This window comes from Thalassobaculum litoreum DSM 18839, assembly GCF_900102465.1.
GTDB classification, from domain to species: Bacteria; Pseudomonadota; Alphaproteobacteria; order Thalassobaculales; family Thalassobaculaceae; genus Thalassobaculum; species Thalassobaculum litoreum.
Genome location: NZ_FNBW01000007.1, coordinates 39,004 through 54,985, shown reverse-complemented (window position 1 = coordinate 54,985; position 15,982 = coordinate 39,004). Strand labels below are relative to the sequence as shown.

Annotated in this window: 22 protein-coding genes and 3 tRNA genes; 5 read left to right on the top strand and 20 right to left on the bottom strand. The window is 64.3% G+C overall.

Features of this window, described 5'->3' with window-relative positions:
- Nucleotides 1-3: 3 nt before the first annotated feature.
- The 20 genes from BLS34_RS12290 to BLS34_RS25430 form a co-directional block, all read right to left on the bottom strand.
- A complete protein-coding gene (locus BLS34_RS12290; RefSeq protein ID WP_139189271.1) occupies nucleotides 4-609 on the bottom strand; it encodes a hypothetical protein in 606 nt (201 codons plus the stop codon).
- A gap of 14 nt (nucleotides 610-623) precedes the next feature.
- On the bottom strand, nucleotides 624-1,274 hold the full coding sequence (locus tag BLS34_RS12285; RefSeq protein ID WP_093150669.1) for a hypothetical protein: 651 nt from the start codon (nucleotides 1,272-1,274) through the stop codon (nucleotides 624-626).
- Nucleotides 1,274-1,630: a hypothetical protein gene (locus tag BLS34_RS12280; RefSeq protein WP_093150667.1), complete on the bottom strand. Its 357-nt coding sequence runs from the start codon at nucleotides 1,628-1,630 to the stop codon at nucleotides 1,274-1,276. The genes BLS34_RS12285 and BLS34_RS12280 overlap by 1 nt, the downstream gene beginning before the upstream one ends.
- A 3-nt stretch (nucleotides 1,631-1,633) precedes the next feature.
- Nucleotides 1,634-2,179: a hypothetical protein gene (locus tag BLS34_RS12275; protein WP_093150664.1), complete on the bottom strand. Its 546-nt coding sequence runs from the start codon at nucleotides 2,177-2,179 to the stop codon at nucleotides 1,634-1,636.
- A 132-nt stretch (nucleotides 2,180-2,311) separates the two neighbouring features.
- Nucleotides 2,312-3,343: a major capsid protein gene (locus tag BLS34_RS12270; protein WP_093150663.1), complete on the bottom strand. Its 1,032-nt coding sequence runs from the start codon at nucleotides 3,341-3,343 to the stop codon at nucleotides 2,312-2,314.
- An 81-nt stretch (nucleotides 3,344-3,424) separates the two neighbouring features.
- Entirely contained in the window at nucleotides 3,425-3,865 is a 441-nt protein-coding gene (locus BLS34_RS12265; RefSeq protein ID WP_093150660.1) for a hypothetical protein, read from the bottom strand.
- Between the two features lie 44 nt (nucleotides 3,866-3,909).
- Nucleotides 3,910-5,622: a hypothetical protein gene (locus BLS34_RS12260; RefSeq protein ID WP_093150659.1), complete on the bottom strand. Its 1,713-nt coding sequence runs from the start codon at nucleotides 5,620-5,622 to the stop codon at nucleotides 3,910-3,912.
- A gap of 3 nt (nucleotides 5,623-5,625) precedes the next feature.
- Nucleotides 5,626-6,960: an anti-CBASS protein Acb1 family protein gene (locus BLS34_RS12255; RefSeq protein ID WP_093150656.1), complete on the bottom strand. Its 1,335-nt coding sequence runs from the start codon at nucleotides 6,958-6,960 to the stop codon at nucleotides 5,626-5,628.
- Entirely contained in the window at nucleotides 6,960-8,384 is a 1,425-nt protein-coding gene (locus tag BLS34_RS12250) for a hypothetical protein (protein WP_093150655.1), read from the bottom strand. The genes BLS34_RS12255 and BLS34_RS12250 overlap by 1 nt, the downstream gene beginning before the upstream one ends.
- A 1-nt stretch (nucleotide 8,385) precedes the next feature.
- Nucleotides 8,386-9,237, bottom strand: a complete 852-nt coding sequence (locus BLS34_RS12245; RefSeq protein ID WP_093150653.1) for a terminase small subunit-like protein — start codon at nucleotides 9,235-9,237, stop codon at nucleotides 8,386-8,388.
- Complete coding sequence (locus BLS34_RS12240) at nucleotides 9,237-9,521, bottom strand: hypothetical protein (protein ID WP_093150651.1); 285 nt, start codon at nucleotides 9,519-9,521, stop codon at nucleotides 9,237-9,239. Before BLS34_RS12240 ends, BLS34_RS12245 begins: the two co-directional genes overlap by 1 nt.
- On the bottom strand, nucleotides 9,514-9,789 hold the full coding sequence (locus BLS34_RS12235; RefSeq protein WP_093150649.1) for a hypothetical protein: 276 nt from the start codon (nucleotides 9,787-9,789) through the stop codon (nucleotides 9,514-9,516). The genes BLS34_RS12240 and BLS34_RS12235 overlap by 8 nt, the downstream gene beginning before the upstream one ends.
- The gene (locus BLS34_RS12230) at nucleotides 9,786-10,145 is read right to left on the bottom strand and encodes a hypothetical protein (protein ID WP_093150647.1); all 360 of its coding nucleotides are present in this window, start codon (nucleotides 10,143-10,145) and stop codon (nucleotides 9,786-9,788) included. The genes BLS34_RS12235 and BLS34_RS12230 overlap by 4 nt, the downstream gene beginning before the upstream one ends.
- Before the next feature lie 4 nt (nucleotides 10,146-10,149).
- On the bottom strand, nucleotides 10,150-10,341 hold the full coding sequence (locus tag BLS34_RS12225; protein WP_093150645.1) for a hypothetical protein: 192 nt from the start codon (nucleotides 10,339-10,341) through the stop codon (nucleotides 10,150-10,152).
- A 124-nt stretch (nucleotides 10,342-10,465) separates the two neighbouring features.
- The gene (locus BLS34_RS12220; protein ID WP_093150643.1) at nucleotides 10,466-10,678 is read right to left on the bottom strand and encodes a hypothetical protein; all 213 of its coding nucleotides are present in this window, start codon (nucleotides 10,676-10,678) and stop codon (nucleotides 10,466-10,468) included.
- A gap of 199 nt (nucleotides 10,679-10,877) precedes the next feature.
- Nucleotides 10,878-11,114 carry a hypothetical protein gene (locus tag BLS34_RS25435; protein ID WP_139189269.1) on the bottom strand — a complete coding sequence of 79 codons (237 nt, stop codon included), beginning with the start codon at nucleotides 11,112-11,114 and terminating at the stop codon, nucleotides 10,878-10,880.
- 16 nt (nucleotides 11,115-11,130) lie between these two features.
- Nucleotides 11,131-11,204: transfer RNA gene (locus BLS34_RS12215), tRNA-Gly, on the bottom strand.
- Between the two features lie 5 nt (nucleotides 11,205-11,209).
- Nucleotides 11,210-11,299: transfer RNA gene (locus BLS34_RS12210), tRNA-Tyr, on the bottom strand.
- A gap of 109 nt (nucleotides 11,300-11,408) precedes the next feature.
- Nucleotides 11,409-11,498 (bottom strand) — tRNA-Ser (locus tag BLS34_RS12205).
- A gap of 729 nt (nucleotides 11,499-12,227) precedes the next feature.
- Nucleotides 12,228-12,530, bottom strand: a complete 303-nt coding sequence (locus tag BLS34_RS25430) for a hypothetical protein (protein ID WP_139189268.1) — start codon at nucleotides 12,528-12,530, stop codon at nucleotides 12,228-12,230.
- A gap of 135 nt (nucleotides 12,531-12,665) precedes the next feature.
- Here BLS34_RS25430 and BLS34_RS12200 point away from each other — a divergent pair, with 135 nt between their 5' ends.
- The 5 genes from BLS34_RS12200 to BLS34_RS12180 all read left to right on the top strand — a co-directional run bounded on the left by BLS34_RS12200 (nucleotide 12,666) and on the right by BLS34_RS12180 (nucleotide 15,982).
- Nucleotides 12,666-13,217, top strand: coding sequence for a hypothetical protein (locus tag BLS34_RS12200; RefSeq protein ID WP_093150642.1), 552 nt, complete (start codon nucleotides 12,666-12,668; stop codon nucleotides 13,215-13,217).
- Between the two features lie 14 nt (nucleotides 13,218-13,231).
- Nucleotides 13,232-13,411 (top strand): hypothetical protein, encoded by a 180-nt coding sequence (locus tag BLS34_RS12195; protein ID WP_093150640.1) that lies wholly within the window; start codon nucleotides 13,232-13,234, stop codon nucleotides 13,409-13,411.
- A gap of 65 nt (nucleotides 13,412-13,476) precedes the next feature.
- Complete coding sequence (locus tag BLS34_RS12190) at nucleotides 13,477-13,740, top strand: hypothetical protein (protein WP_093150638.1); 264 nt, start codon at nucleotides 13,477-13,479, stop codon at nucleotides 13,738-13,740.
- Between the two features lie 90 nt (nucleotides 13,741-13,830).
- Nucleotides 13,831-14,697, top strand: a complete 867-nt coding sequence (locus BLS34_RS12185; RefSeq protein WP_245701968.1) for a DUF932 domain-containing protein — start codon at nucleotides 13,831-13,833, stop codon at nucleotides 14,695-14,697.
- A 61-nt stretch (nucleotides 14,698-14,758) separates the two neighbouring features.
- A complete protein-coding gene (locus BLS34_RS12180) occupies nucleotides 14,759-15,982 on the top strand; it encodes a hypothetical protein (protein ID WP_093150636.1) in 1,224 nt (407 codons plus the stop codon).

The following is a 15,982-nucleotide window of genomic DNA, read 5'->3' as shown; positions in this document are numbered from 1 at the left end:
GGATCAGTGGGTCAGCAGGGCGGGATTCGTGAAGGCGGCAACGGCGTCGTGATCCGTTTCCAGGCCGACGGCCTCTAGGGCGGCCGACAGTTGGTCGTGATCGCCATCAGCGAGCCTGCGGGAGTCGATGTCGAAGCCACCGTAGGCAGCGCGGACGCCATCCATCTCGACCTGGTGGGCCTGCGCGATCTCGCGCCACCTTGCGGGGGAGTTAGGAGCCTTGGGGTCGTGCCGCTTGGCGGATGCAGATATGGCGTCGATATTCCGGCGAACGAAAACGAAGACCGGGTCGAAGGGCGTCCACAGGGGCCAAGCGAAGGCGTTGGTTTTCACCAGCCATGGGCCGCCAACGTATCCCTCCTGCGCCTTAACGGCCTCCACGAAGGACGGCCAACCCTGATCCGCAGGTGCCGGTTTCAGGTCTCGATAGATCGACCCCGGATAGAGGTCGCCGAGCGCGCCGTTGATCCGGAGGTTCTCGAAATAGCCCCTCGGGTTGTGGCGATCCGCCGGGCGGCACTCGCCGGTCCACATCCCGTGGAGTGCGAGGCAACCAGCGACCATGGAACTGCCGGAGCGCCCCATGGTCAGGACGATGATCGGTCGCACGTCGCTAGCGCCCGTCATACGAAGTCCCGGTAGTCGCCGGTTCTGAAGGCTGTCAGAGCGCTGCCAGCCGTGGCGTTCACCACATCGAGCCCGAGTTCGGCCAGCCGCGGTGCCACGTCGTGGTAGCCTGGCTGATAAAGGAAGTCGTACGTCTCTTCGTAGATCGGCCGCTCGTGCCGCATGTGCCAGTTGTGCCGGCCGTCGATCGTACGCTGATCGTAGGCGAGCAGCACGGCCCGAGATGCCCCGAGCTTCTGTGCGAGCAGGATGGCGTTCAGACCACCGTCATTGCCGTAGCCGATCCAGCCTTCTCGCTCGTCGACAATCCGGTGGAGGCCCCGCCGAAGATGTGCGACAGCGGGAAGTTGCCGGTTCGGGAAGATCGTGCACTTCAGGCCGGGAAAGGCGGCAACCTCGGCGCCGTACTGGTCCCACCACGGCCCGTCGGTGAAGAAGCAGACAGGCCACGGGCCCGGCGCCTTTGGCGGATCCTCATTCCAGTATTCCGCCCCAGGCCGGGCATACCAGGCGTTGTTGATGGCGATCACCGGTCGACCAACCAGCAGGCTCAGGTCGTAGCTCGGCAACGATGGGCCGCCGCCCAGGATGAACACGGTCTCGCCAGCCCAGAACGCCGGCAGGTCGCAGAAACGCTCGACCGGCATCAGATGGCTTCCAGGCTCGCTTTTCGGCCGCCCATTGTCGCCAAGGTGCCGCTGGTGTCGAGTGAGGCAGCCATGACGCCATAACGGGTCGACATGAGCCCGGCCCCGTCGAAGCGCCGAAAACGGTCTTCGCTCTCACCCACCTTCGTAGAGACCAGCCCGCCGCGCTCCTCACTGATGGTGACGAAGTGGGCGGCGAGGTAGAGCTCGATCTGGGTCAGCCGATCGGACGACATACCCTTATCCGCCAGATCCTCGTCGACGATCAGCGTAGCCGGTTCGATGAAGTTCGAGACGTCGGCGATCGCCGTGGTGACGATCGCCTTGACCTCGGCGGATGTGACCCGGGCCGCCATAGTTTACTCGGCGTTCGCGCGCACGAGTTCTTCGGCGACGGCCTTGGAGACGCGCGGCGCGTCGTGGACCTTCTTGCCGGTGGCGTCGCTGACGACATAGCCGCCCTGGCCGCCCGGCTGCTCCATCGTATACGGGCGCTTGAACTGCTCCTCCTCAGAGGGCTTGTCCTCTGTCGGCTTGCCGTCGGTCGTCACCGGAGCCGGCTCCTGCGGGGTCTCCGGCGCCTTCTCCTCCGGCGCAGTGGTGGCCGCCAGGATGTGATCGGCGATCTCCTCAGAGATGCCGGCCACGTTGATGCGGCGGCCGTCGGTGCCGAGCAGATCGAAGGCCCCATCCTCCCGGATAGCCTTCCGGAGCGTGTTGACCTGGTTCACCGGCGCCGCAGCAGCCGCTTCGGCGTCTTCGCTCAGCGGCTCGAGCTTGTGAGCGATGTCCGAGCGGGCCATGGAGCGCTGGAACACGATCTCGTCGCCGGCACCGTAGCGCTTGCCGTCACGGTGATGCTTGTGCCCCGGCTTGATCCGGTAGCGGAACTCCTGGTCGGACATATCACTCTCCTGTTGATCGTCTGCACGTCCGGGCGCCCAGCAAGGCCGGACGACGGGAGATGCAGTCGAGAAGAAGCAGCCCCCGCCGCTTGAGCGGGGGCCGCGATAGAGCAGTCTTCAGCGAAAGCCGGGTTACGGCGCCGGGCGCAGGTGGACGATGCCGCAGCGGCCGTCCTTGTCCGACTTCAGGTACGGGAGCATGCACGCCATGCCGAGATACGGCTCGACGAACAGCTCGTTCTGCACCAGCGGGATGACCGCCGGCCGCAGACCGTCGATCACCTGCACGGTGTCTTCGGTGAGCTGCAGCAGCACCACGTTGTCATCGGCCAACTGGTCGACAACCATGATGTTCTCGATCTCCTCGAGTTCCAGCAGCCGCTGGCGGATGGTGCCACGGTAGGCGGTCGAGTAGTCGTCGCCCAGCTTGCGCTGATAGTTCTTCGGCACGCACAGCAGGAACGGGCCGTACATGTTGTCCGACCGAGCCGCGTCGATCGTGTCCTGCACGTCATCCAGGATCTGGGCGCCGGTCTTGCCGGACGCGTCCCAGTTGGTCGTGAGGTCGACGGTGTTCCGGTCAGAGAAGGAGGTCAGGCCAGACACGCTCCCCTGGACCGAGTTCACGGTCACGGTGATCGAGGCAGCACCGTTCACGAACACATCCTCGACGCGCTCCATCACCTTCCGCATGACCGTGAGGAAGGTCGTCAGATCGATCGGCTGACCCGCCTTGGCAGCGGCGCGCAGCATGCGGACGCTGAAGTCGATCGGCTTGTGGATGATCGGGATCGGCAGATAGACGTCGCTGAACGTCTGACGGCCGAGCGCGCCACGGCTCGTCGGCTCCATGGAGATGTCGGCATCCTCCATATCGCTCGCCTTCTGCGTCTGCAGAATGGGCGTGCCCAGGAAGTCCGTCAGCGGATAGATCAGGCCGCGACCCATCAGATAGCTGGTAAGTGGAAGACGCTCACTGGCGATCTGGATGATGCGCTGGTCGATCTGCTTCCAGGCATCCTCCGGCAGCGTGCGATCGAACGCCCGGATGTCAGCCACGAAGTTCATCGGGTTCGCATCGACGTGCACGAGAAGATCGCGGAGCGAACCCGCGCCGTTGAGGGTGATGTTGGCCGGGGCGCCGGCCGAGACAACCATGTTCATGGTCTTGGCTCCTTATGGAACGGCCGGTTGCGGCCTGATTTCAGGGGCAGGAAGACGCGGCGGGCGTGGCGCCCGCCACGATCAGACGATCTGGATCTTGATCCGACCGACCGCGCCGGTGGTCGTCACCGCCTCGATGGCGAAGCCCACAATCTGGTTGTGGTAATAGATGCCCGTCGAGTCCACGACGTGCTTCTGCAGCTTGCCGGCGTTGTTGCCCTCCAGCAGATCGCCGATGACGATCGTCTGGGAGGCGGCGAGGTTCGCGTAGACCCGGTCGCCCGGCTGGAACTGCCGCGCGATCACCGTGTCGCCGCTCGCGTAGTCGTCGGTGATGGTCCGGCCGAGCGTGGGGTTCTCGAGCGCGAACATCTTCAGCGAGTTGCCCGACGCCACAGACTGGCGCTGGAACTCGTTGTCGGACGTCAGCTCGATCAGATCGCCCGGGGTGATCGCCGCGGCGGCAAGCCGCTCGTCGGTCTGAGTGCCGCCACGCAGGCGGATGGTGTTCGGGGTGGCCATGGGGCCCTCCTGTCGCTAGGTGGCGGTGTCGCCGTTGGGGTGGATCAGGCCGCGGCCGGCTTGTGCCGCGGGTCGCGCTCGCCGAAGGTGATCGGCGTGTGGCCGGGGCCTGTGGCCTCGGTCTCCTGGACGGTGCGCGGGGCGCCCTGTCCACGGAAGTCGGCGGGCGTCACCTGGCGGGCCATCTTCGCCAGAAGCGACGTCTCCATCGCCTCAAGCTCGGCCTCGGTGAAGGAGTCGCCGGCGGCCAGCACCTGCTTAATCAGGCCCTGGCGCTTCGTCTTGAGTTCGGCCTGGCCGGACTCCAGCACCTCGCGGATGCCCTTCGGGGCAGCGGCGAGATACTCATCGACGGTCTCCGGCAGCTTCGGCGCCGGCTTCGTCTCGGAGTTGTCCTTCAGCTTCGCCTCGATCGCGCCAAGGCGATCCTCGGAAAGGCCGGCGAGATACTCGGTGTCCTCGGCGGTGAACTGGCTGCGCTCGTTCGCGACGATGGCAGCCACGCGCTCCTGCATGGTCGTCATGGCATTCTCCTGCTGGTTGGTGGTGACTACCGTCACGGGGTGCCAGGTGGTCTCCCGGCGAACCGGCTCCATGTCGCCGGAAAGGGTGATGCTGCCGCCGGCTTCCACGGTGTAGCCGCGCCGGACCAGCGTCATGTCGTCCCGCTCGTAGATCACGTAGCCGGACAGCATCGAGCCCTCGCCGGGCTCGACATCGACGATCCAGGGCCAGTAATCCTCGCCCTCCATCTCCAGCGCCATCTGCAGCGCTTCGCGGAGATCCTTCATGGTAACGTTCGCGGTCAGCTTGGAGCGGCCCAGCAGCCGGTTCATGAGGGCGTCCAGCCGAGAGATGAGCCCTTCCGGCTTCATCATCGTGGCCAGCACGTCTCCCGACGGCTCAGCGCTCAGCAGGATGGCGCTGCGGCGCGCATTCAGGCGCGGCTCGGCGATGTCGACCACGGCGACGCCGTCGGACGGCGCTAGGCCGTCGATCGCGCCGTCGGTGCCTTCCGGCAGGCGGTAGATGTAGCGGTTCTCCGGGACGCCTTCTCCGGTCACGCGCTCCAGCACGACGGTGTTCTCGGGCATGGTGGCCTCCTTGCAAGTGCCGCAGGTGCCTCCGCACGAACAGGCGGCGTTGATGCGAGGGGCGCCGCAGCCGTCTTCAACGCTGCATGCCCCCTTGCTCTCCGAATCCAGGATGGCGAGATGATCGGGCCAGACAGCCGTTGCTACGCGGCCATAGGCCTTGCCCGCGAACATGCCGGCCTCGACCTCTTCGGCCACGAAGGCGCCCATGGACACCTCCACCGGTTCGCCGGACTCCAGCCGCTCGATCACCGTCCCGCGCTCGCCGTCCATCTCGGCGATCGCACCCACGTCGAGCCATGCCTCGGTCTTCAGCCGGTTGTCCTCGACCTTGGTGTTGAACAGCAGGCCAATGGTCTCCTCGGCGTAGACCTCAGGGGCGTTCGCCGAGACGAAGTTGCCGTCGCGCTGCGGGTGGTTGTAGACCGCCGGCTTGCCGTCCCAGGACCCGACCGCCTGTGCGAGCACGCTCGACCGGTAGAGTGTAGGGGCCTCCGAGTTCGCGCCGTACATGACGCCCTCGACCACCATCACGATCGGCACGACCCGATATTCCTTGCCGCGGAGCGTCTCCGTGCGGATCGCATCCGGAACGGCCGTGACGTGGATATGCAGGAGCGACCGGCCGTCGTGCTCGACGCCCGTGCGAAAGACCTGAGGCATGGGTTACTCCGGTGTCGCTTGGGGTTTCGACGGGGGCAGCGCCGGCAGGCCGATCTGCTCGCGGAACTCACCGGCGGTGATCGGGTTGTTCCCCTTCTCCTCAGCATCGGCGAAGGACTTGGCGGCGTTCGCCAGACGCTGGCCGACCTGGGCCCGCTCGCTGGCGTTCATGGCCTGCAGCTTTGGCCAGCCTGCGCTGTAGCCTGCAGCCGGCGCCGGAAGCGCCTTCGCCACGATCAGCCGGTTGATCAGCTCCTGGAGGATGAACGGCTCGGCGAAGTTCTCGCGACGCTCCTCGATCCGGTTCGTCCAGGCCCGCTCATCCTGGGTAGAGCCAAGTTTGCCAGCCTCGGTGCCGATCAGGATCCGCTGGGGAATGCCCGTGGTGCCGGCGATCAGCGCGATGCACGCCTGCAGGGCTTCCTGCGGCTCCGGCTGGTTCGAGGCCAGGACGTTGGCCGTCACACCCTGCGTCTTGACCATCCGGCGCAGACCGTCGAGGTATTCGCTGATCTGCGTCTCGAGCCGTTGGTAGTCGTCGTCGGTGAACTTCGCGTCCTTGTCGACGTCCCACTGGATGCCCCGGTTGGCGCCATTCCAGTACATCTCACCGGTGCCGCCGACGATCTTCTCGATGTCGATCAGCCGGTTCATCACCGCTTCGAGGCGCGGCGTGCCGAAGATGTCGTCTTCATCCAACTCGTCTGCGATGTGGATGATCCGGGTCCAGTGCACCCGGGTCGTCGCGACGGACTGGAAGAAGGTCTTGAACCCACCGCCCTGGACGTCAGCGGCAAGATGGATGTCGTAGAGCTCTGGCCGGCCGAACCGGTCGCTCTTCGGGTTGTTGTTCCAGGCGGCGACCTTCGCGTGCGGCTCACCGTAAACCGACAGGTAGAGCACGTCGGACTCGTTCGACAGCGTCCCCATCGGTTGGTCCAGGTTGCGGCCGTCGCGCACGCCGAGCAGGATCACGCCGTAGCGTCCGATGCCGGCGATCCGGTCGGCGCGCTTGCACATGGCGTAGACGTGGAGCCGCTTCTGCAGCGTTTCCCAAGCCTGCTCAAACGGCGTTGAGACCTCCGGATCAGGGTCCTCCTGGACCACCGGCGGCTTCTGCCACGTCCCGTCCGCCGGCGCCCGCACGATGCGGCGCGCGATGTCCTGGTACTTGTAGCGGAACCAGTAGAACTCCGCCGTGCGTTCCCGTAGCCCCGGGTAGCCGAGCGAGTCCCAGACCTTCCGGCGGCCATCGAACAGCGCCGACTGCCCGTACCAGGCGAGCCGCAGTCGCTGCGTGACCATCGATAGAGCCTGCATGACATTGAGGTCGGCCATCAGCTACCCCAAGCCAAGCGCACCACCTTCGACTGCTGGGCAGGCGCGCGGGACATCATGATCGCGTCGGCGTCGTCTGGAGAAGGCATGCCACGGCGCTCCATCTCATCTTTGGTCTCGATCTGGAGCACTTCCTGCCGACCCAGGTTTCGCGTGCGATAGCGGATCGACGTCAACTGCGAGATGACATCGTCGGACTCGTCGCCGTCCTCGATGTCGACAAGCCCTTCCCGGAAATCCCCGCGCAGGGTCCAGTAACCCTCGGTGCGCCGGTTCGAATACTTGTCCGGATCGTTCGCCTGGTTCTGGCCGTTGAAGGCGTCGATCTCAGGTCCACGGCCGGCGGATCTGATCTTGTCTCGGATCTGGTCCGTTACGCCCCCACCGACGCCGCTGTCGTCGATCACCACCCGATCGGGCTCGAGATCCTCGATCAGCTCCCAAACCAGGTTCGCCACCTGCACCGTGTCGAGCCCCATCTTGCGGAGGTGCCGACGATACCGGCGGCCTTCGCGAAGATACGCTACCGTCCGGTTGCGTCCGAAGCGGGCGACGTCAACGGCGAGCACCCGCTCGCCCGAATCATCGAACTCGGCAACCTTCGCTTTCTCAGCCCAGGACATGCGTATCAGCGCATCGTCCGCCTGGTCCGGAAACTCGCCCAGCACCTTGGCGACGTAGAGCGGGGATTCCTCGCCCCAGTCCCGCTTGCGCTCTTCGACCCACTCCTGAGTGGTAAGGCCAGGGATGACAATCTTGCCGGCCTGGAGGTTCGGCGTGTCGAAGGCGGAGATCCTGATCAGCGCCTCCGGATTGGTGGCCGCTAGATCGTCGCATTCCTTCTTGAACCCGCCCGTCGGGTCCGTCGGGTTGCCGATCGACAGCACCCGCGGAAACGCCGAACTGGTCAGGCCTTCGATCGCCTTCCAGATCGGGTTAAGGATGCCGGCCGCCTCATCCAGCAGGATGAAGATCTCCGGAGCGTGGATACCGGACACCGCGTCCGGATCCTTGGTGGTGAACCCGAACGCGTACCATTCTGGATCCATCTCCCACCTGGTCGTGAAGAGCTCGCCGCCGAGCGGCATGAGGGCCCGCTCGTGCATCTGGCGCATGTTCGCCCAGATGATATTCTTCACCTGTCGGAAGGACGGCGCCGTCGTCGCGATCTTGCAGCCCGGGAATGCGATCCCGAACCACAGGCAGAGCCCCGCCCCTACCTTCGACTTGCCCGCGCCATGGCAGGATGGAACCGCGGTGCGCCGGTTATCCCGAACGCTGAGCGCGATCCGCTCCTGCATGCTCCATGGCTCATAGCCCAGGACATTCCGGAAAAACCAGGGCGGGTCCTGCCGGATCCGCAGCGCGATCTGCGCCTCTTCCGAAAACCGACCGGGCCCTTTCCGGCGGACCTTTCGTGGCACGTCAACTCTTCCCGCCGTTGACCACCTTCAGGTTCACCTTGCGCGTCATCGGGTCGATCACGCCGGTCTCGAGCATCTGATCGGTGCCCTTGCGCGCGATCGCCGCCAGTCCGCCCAGGCGGCTCTTGTTCTCGACGTCGCCAGCGTTGCGGCCTGTCGCCCGGCCGATGCCCTTGAACACGTGCGGCAGCAGGTTGGTGACCTTAAACTCCAGATGCTGGCGCCGCTCGCGGATGGCCTGGATCCGGGCGTTGCTGACGTTCTTGTTGCGCTTCTTGGTGTCGGCCACTACCTCAGATAGCTCCTTGTCCAACTCATCGAGCTGGAGCAGCAGCGCGGCCCGGGCAGCGTCCCAGTAGATCGTGCAGAAGTCCTGGTGCTCGGGACTCCGCAGCCACTGCATCACCCGCCACGTGGCCGGCATGCCCGGCAGCGTGCAGATCTCCTCAAGCGACCAGTTCTGTGCAACCAAGTCGCAGATGCGCTCGCCGACCTTCTTGCTGTAGGCGATCACCCGCGGCTCGGTTGACGCCACGCCGGTGATCGTCGGCGGCTTCTCCCGCCCACCGATCGTGAAGTCGCCGTAGTACGGCACGTCCGGATGCTTGACCGGCCCCTGCGCCAGCAGGGCCTTCGCCTGATCCAGCAGCGCCTGCGGCCGGCGCCCCGCCTGGCGAGGCCGCTCCTGCCATACACCAGACGCCACGAACTCCCGCCCCTTCTCCCGCAGCATGTCGCGCGAGATCCGGTGCCGCTTAACCATCTCGTCGACGGTGAGGATTCCGCTCTCCCAGTCCGGCTTGATCAGGTCCCAGTCGTAAGCCGACGGGCCGCAATCCTCGTAGTTCGCCATCAGGCAGACCCGCGACCCGACAGGAAGCTGCGTCGCGCGGTCTTCTCCGGCTCGGGCTCGGCTTCCATCACCCGAAGCGGTGCCGACGGCTCCTCAAGCGGAGTAACCCGATATGCGCCCTTTGCGAACGTGTCGCCGAACGCCTTCGCATCAGCCTCACGGCTGAACCGCGACGCGGAGTCCTTCGAGACCCACACCACCTTCGTGTTCAGGCGCTCGCCCTTCGGGTCCAGGCCCAGACCAAGCGCCGGGTCGCTGGAATGAGTAACAATGTACTCAGGCATGGGGGCCTCCGGGTTTCTGGTGATCGCACGGAACTTCGACAACTGCGCCATCGACAATCGTCAGGTAGCAGGCGTTGCCCGCACTGATCATCGGAACACGCCCGGAAAGCTGCCATCCCAGGTGGGGCAGCAAAGTCGCAACCGCTGCCTCGGCTTTCCTCAGCGCTTCCTCAGGAGTGCCCGCCTCGACGGGCAACGTGAAAGGCCGCCAGTGCGCAAAGGCCTCTGGATCCGTAGGGACAAACTCGACGAGCATGACGTGGATCACGAGTCGTCCTCTTCCCGTTCATCCGTCGAGAGAGAGCCGCCAACGGCGTAACCCTTCTCCCAGACGCTGATGCTTCCGTTGAGGTTGAACTCGACACGACGGCCGTCCCGGAACTCGATAGCGGCCAGCGGCTCGAACTCTCCAGTCGCAGGGTTCTTCGTTCGCCACTCGACGACATCAGCCGTCACTTCGCACTCGATCGCCATGAGGCTGGCGCGCAAGGTGACAATCTGGTCGATGCTGATCGTTGCGCCGAGCGCGACAGAAACGAGCTTTGTCAGATCCTGGCCGGACTCGGTGTCGATTATCCGAGTGCTGTAGCCGCGGCCTTCCTCGCTGATGATCTTGATCGCCATCTCGTCACCCGTCGAAGGTCAGTTCAGCGCCGGTGCTGTCCGCAAGCCGGCCGTCAACAGCGCGGCGAACATCGAAAGGCTCGAACTCAGATACTCGATCCGAGCCAGAGGGAGCCGCGATGGAGTAGCCAAGGACCTGGCGGCGCGCGCTTCGGCTGTAGTCGTCGACCACCCGATCGATCTCACGAGGATCCATTCTCAGCCTCCAGAAAGTCAGGGCTCGCCACGATTGGTCCGTTATCCATCAACCCGCCTGCCGACACGTCATCGCGACTTGGTTCGCCGGGCCGGCCCTGGCAGCCCCTGGGAGGGAGACGGGATCAGGTGCCGCCGTTGATCAGCGCATGAAGCTGCTGATGGCGGGCATCCAGCAGATGATCTAGGTGGCCGTGAAGCTCTTCCCGTGCCTGCTTAATCGCGTGCGGCTGGCCCTGGATGACCCGAGCGTTGAACGTCGCCAGCGCCGCATCGAACAGGTACTGAGCTGCGATCACGGCCTGAGACTGGGGCGTTACTGGCGTTGAGGTCGACATGCGGGGTTCCTTTATGTCGGGTTCTCGCCACGCGCCTTGGCCGACGCCTTTAGTCGACGCTCCGCGCACTTCTTGCAGTGGTGCCCATAGCTGGCGTTTCCCAGGCCGCGCAGTACGCCGGATGACGGCTTGCCGCAGCGAACGCAGCTGGGAAACTCATCAAACCATCGCAAGTCTGGCGTCTCACTCATCGATTCAGTTATGCCCGAGTTCGAGGCTCAGTTCCGAACCTGGCTATGCGGATCGCTACCGCGACAACCGCCACAATCCAGCCGACGTCGAAAAGGGCGACCGGCCAGAAATAGCCCGCATCTACCAGCTTGCCTGCGATGTAGCCGTCGTGACCGCCAATGCTCGTGGTTTTCCGAATGGCCGCGGCCAAAAGCGCAACGCATGCGACGAACCGATATGGCAACCAACTGCCGTTGTTCGGCAACACAGCCTCCAGGAGTTGGAGCGGCCTGTCAGATTCGAACTGACGTCAACGGGGTGGAAACCCGGTGCCTGACCACTCGGCCAAGACCGCGAAGATGGTGGGCAGGGTAGGATTCGAACCTACTGCGGTTCCCATGTGCTGGTTTTACAGACCAGTGCGCCACTCGCCGTCTGCGCCGCCTGCCCGGTAGACCATGTATGGCGGAGGGCCAAGGAGTCGAACCCTCAACGTCGAGCGCTGGCCCGGTTTTCGAGACCGGTTGCGGACCATCCCGCGCGACCCTCCGCGATCAGTTGGCGGAAGGGGCGGGGATCGAACCCGCGCTGGAACTCAGCCCAGGCTACGGCTTAGCAAGCCGACGCATTGCCGCTCTGCCACCCTTCCGGATCGTACTCGGTGATGACATCGCTGGCCTCGACAAGAACTCTGGATTTCGATCGGGCATAGCTTCCGCACTGGGCCGGAAACTCCATGCCGGCCTGGGGCGCAAGGGGCTCGGCTCACCTTCCGGCGGCTGCCGCTCAGATCTACGCTCGTCCAGACCGCAATATCTGCCGTCCGAATCAATAGGTCAACCCTATCGATAGACCGTTTTCTATGCGGCGCCGCCTATCTGGTGCCCGTTACAGACCAAAACCCAAGCATTTGTGCCGCCCCGAACACCGCAGGAAACCGATCAATCGTTTTTGCCTATCAATATTCACGAACTCATAGTCTCAACACATCAATCATCCCGCGCCCTGCCATTCCACCCGATCGCCGACCATTCAACCCACTGATTCCAGGCGAATTTTCCCCAGCGTTTTTCCAACCCCACTTTCCACACCTCGAAATCCCCCAGAAACCACCTCCGCGAAAACCCCATCCGAAAGAAAAAATCTCAGGGTTTTCAAGCGCGTAGTTTACGGGACCTAGTGGGGCCTGCGGGGCGAAAACCGGGCAGCGGGGAGCCCTCATTGATGCAAGAAAAATGGCGTTCTCTTGCATCGACGGTCGGCGGAAAGGCTCGGCAACGGGTCGCGGCCACGCGGTCGCGGACGGCCTGCAGCGGTTCGCAACACGCGACCCGGGCCAGCTCGCCAACCATAGCCATCGCCTATCGATAGCCTGCGCCTATCGGTCAACGTCCGATCCATCGCCATCATCGGCGGACTGGCGTCGGATCGGGACGCCTAGAGCCGGATCAGCGAACACGCCGACTTTGCCGTCTAGCTCGGCGAATACTAGGCCTCGCGATGTGAAGTAGTCGCGGACGGCGGCCGACAGGCGCGGCGACAGATAGGCGCCTTTGAGATTGCCACGGAGAGCGCGGCGGATGGTTTCGGGATGGTTGCCACATTCGGCGGCGAACGAGCTGGCAGTCATGCCGAAAGCGGCGAGGGCCCAGCGTAGTTGCAGTGGCGTGAGACGATCCATAACGGCACCCTAAAATGTTGCATAATGCGCAGCGTTTTTTCTTGCATAACGCCGTCTCTAACACTACATTAATAAACATCAGAGGCGCGGTGCAAGGCCATCACCCAGCAGCGCCACAGACCAGGGGAACAGACAATGGATCAATCCGAACTTATCAACCTGCTGGCGGAAGCCCTGCCCTACGTCGAGGAGGGCGCGGAAAGCCCATGCCACAAAGAGAGCGGCAAGGCGCGGGGGCGAAAGCTGGTCGCTGCTATGCGGCAGGCGATCGAAGCCCACGATGCCACCAACACCACGGCTCGCCCGTTCTCAGTCGGTGACCGGGTTGCTATCGCGGAAGGGTGCGGATCGTATGTTGAGGGCTGCCGCATCGGCACCGTTGCTGGCTTCGTCGGCGATAGCTCGGCGGAAGTCCTGTTTGACGGCGAAACACATCACCGCTGGATCAACTTCGCCTTTCTGTCGAAAGAGCCGACGTTTGACCCGTCGCAGCCGCTTAGCACTGACAACTATCCGACCTTCGCGGCCGGTGCCGTGGTGCTGGTCCCCGATGGCTACTTCCCCGACGGTGCCGCGCGGCCGTGGGTGCCTTGCACCGTGGTCGAGCAACGGCAACGGATGATCGTCGCGACCAACCCGAATGGGCTGCAGGTCACCTGCCCTGCTTACGCCGTGCGGGCACAGTAAAGGGAATCGCTGGCATGGAAACGATCAACTTGCCCATGACGCTGCCTGCCTGCTCGCAGCACGGAGCGATGAGCATCCGCAAGCCCGCCACCAAAGAGCAGGCGTTCTGCGGCACGTGGTACGGGTGCGAGCGCTGCGGGGCGGCGGTCCTATTCCCCTCGAAAGAATTGGAACAACAGAACGCCAGTTCCTGACATCCACACCATGCCGGCCGATCAGGTCGGCATGAGTGGACGCCAGACAACCGAGGACAACCACCATGGAAAACCCGACCGTTGCCAAGATGATTGACGACTACGCGCACGACGTGATGGCGGATGACTTCCCCGACAACGAAGGGGTTCCGCCGCTCTTTCTGGCCATCTCCGACGCGTCTTGCGATGCGGAACGGCGAGCGCTTGGGCTGGCTCTGTGCACCCGATACGACGCCATGACGGGCGGGGAATTCCTCATTCGTGGCGAGAAGTGCGACCCGCGTTTGACCGCGATTGCCGACGGGCTGGGCTACCAGCGCGCGGACTGATCATCACCACGGCGGAGGGCCATCACCCTGACGCCACAACCCGGGCCCGCCATCACCGGGCCACCATCACCGACCAGGGAGAATGAGACCATGAACCGTTACATGCGAGGAATGAGCAACGGCGGAATGATTGCGGCACGCGGTGCCGAGCCGCTCACGCTCGAGGCTATCGCAAGCCGCGTCCCGTCGATCTTCGCGGCGGAGGCACACGAAAGCCGGTCCGACCGATACGCCTATATCCCGACGGCGGAAGTGCTGTCAGGCCTGATGCGCGAGGGCTTCCAACCGTTCTTCGCGCAGCAGTCCCGGACCCGGGTCGAGGGCAAAGAGAATTTCACCAAGCACATGGTGCGGCTGCGCCATCAGTCCCGAACCAATGAACACGACGAAGCGCACGAAATCATTCTGATCAACGCTCATGACGGAACGTCGAGCTATCAGATGATCAACGGGGTTTTCCGCTTCGTCTGCGCGAATGGTCTCTTCACCGGCGACACGTTCGGCGAAACCAAGGTGAACCACACCGGCGACGCGGTGTCCAAGGTCATCGAAGGCGCCTTCACGGTGTTGGAAGATGCGGACCGGGTAATGCACGACGTCCACGAAATGAAGGCTCTGCCGCTGTCCGATGGGGAACAAGCGGCATTTGCCAAGGCGGTTCATTCGCTCCGGTATGAGGAGGAAGAGAAGGCACCCGTTGCCGCGGATCGCCTTCTGACATCTCGCCGCTCCGCAGATGCTGGCGCTGACCTGTGGTCGACCTTCAACCGTCTGCAGGAAAACGTGATCCGAGGCGGGCAACGCGGCTGGGTTCGCAATGCGGAAGGCCAAGTCCGCCGGTCATCCGTGCGCGAGGTCAAGGGCATTGACCAGAACCGGAACTTGAACCGGGCGATGTGGACGCTTGCCGAGGAGATGGCCCGCTTGAAGGGCGCCCCTCTCGCGGTCGCCGCTTGATCTGATCCGACGCGGGGGCGGATCGCGCCCCCGCCTTTCCCCAAGTTCAGGAGTTGAGACCATGGCGAACTATCGCAACCCGTTCCACAAGCCGCACGACTCGAGCTACGGCCCCGCGATCTATGAAACCGATGCCACACCGGAGGAATACGGCGGTTATCTGATCTATCGGCGCCTTCCCAATTGCTGGGATGTCGTGAAAGACGGTGTTTGCATCACTCAGCGCGCCGGGCCCAATGGAGCACGGCGGGCGATCGATGAGCGCAACACCGCTCAATCTGCGATCAACTGCGAAGTCGCTGGCGAAGGCGAGGCGGTCACCATCACGGCCGGCGGTTACTCCGTCACGATCAAGGCCGGCGAGATTGAACACTGTTGGCGCGCCCTGAGCCATTACCCGGAACGGCGGGCCCGTGGCGCTATTCGGGAGATTGCCGCATCCGTTACCGACTTCGCGCAGCACTTGGCACGGCTGGCCGTCCAGGGCGGCGCGATCGATCCGGCGGCGGAGGCGGAGACCTTCGCAGCGCGCCACGTTCCCTTGTGGCGGGCCGCATGGTCGGCCGAATCCCGCTGCGCGTCCGCTTTCATCGTGGGCCCGGCCAAGTTTCCGGTGCGCTCCAATGAGAAGAAACAGGCCAGTTCGGATCGCCGCTATCAGGAGATCCGCGACCACCTGGCCAACGCCAAGCGGGCGACGGAGCGGCGGGCATTCCCGCACGGCAGGCCAGACGGCCCGATCCGGGGGAGTAATCCCGACGCTGTCGACCTGCTCCGGGCGGAGATCGCCAAGCGAGAAGAACGCCAGGAGATGATGAAGGCAGCGAACAAGGCCATTCGCGCCGCCAAGACGGACGACGAAGAGGCCTTAGCCGACGCGGTCATCGCAGCAACGGGGCTTTCGCGGTCCGTCGCGCTCAAGGTGGTGGCCAAGAATTACATCGGCCGACGGGGCTTCGAAGGCTTCGAACTATCGAACAACAATGCGGAGATCCGGCGCTTGCAAGGTCGGCTTTCCGAGATGGAGGCTAAGCAATCGGCCGCGCCTGTCGAGACCAGCCACAACACGACGGCCGGTGCTGTCGAGGTGGTCGAGAATGTCGAGGCTGACCGGATCCAGCTCATATTCCCGGGCAAGCCGGACGAGGCGACGCGGTCCGTTCTGAAGTCGGCGGGGTTCCGGTGGTCTCCCCGGTTCGGCGCTTGGCAGCGGCACTTGAACAACGCGGGCCGCGATGCTGTCCGCCGGGTTCTGGGTTCGCTGCAGATCGACAAGGCGGCGTGA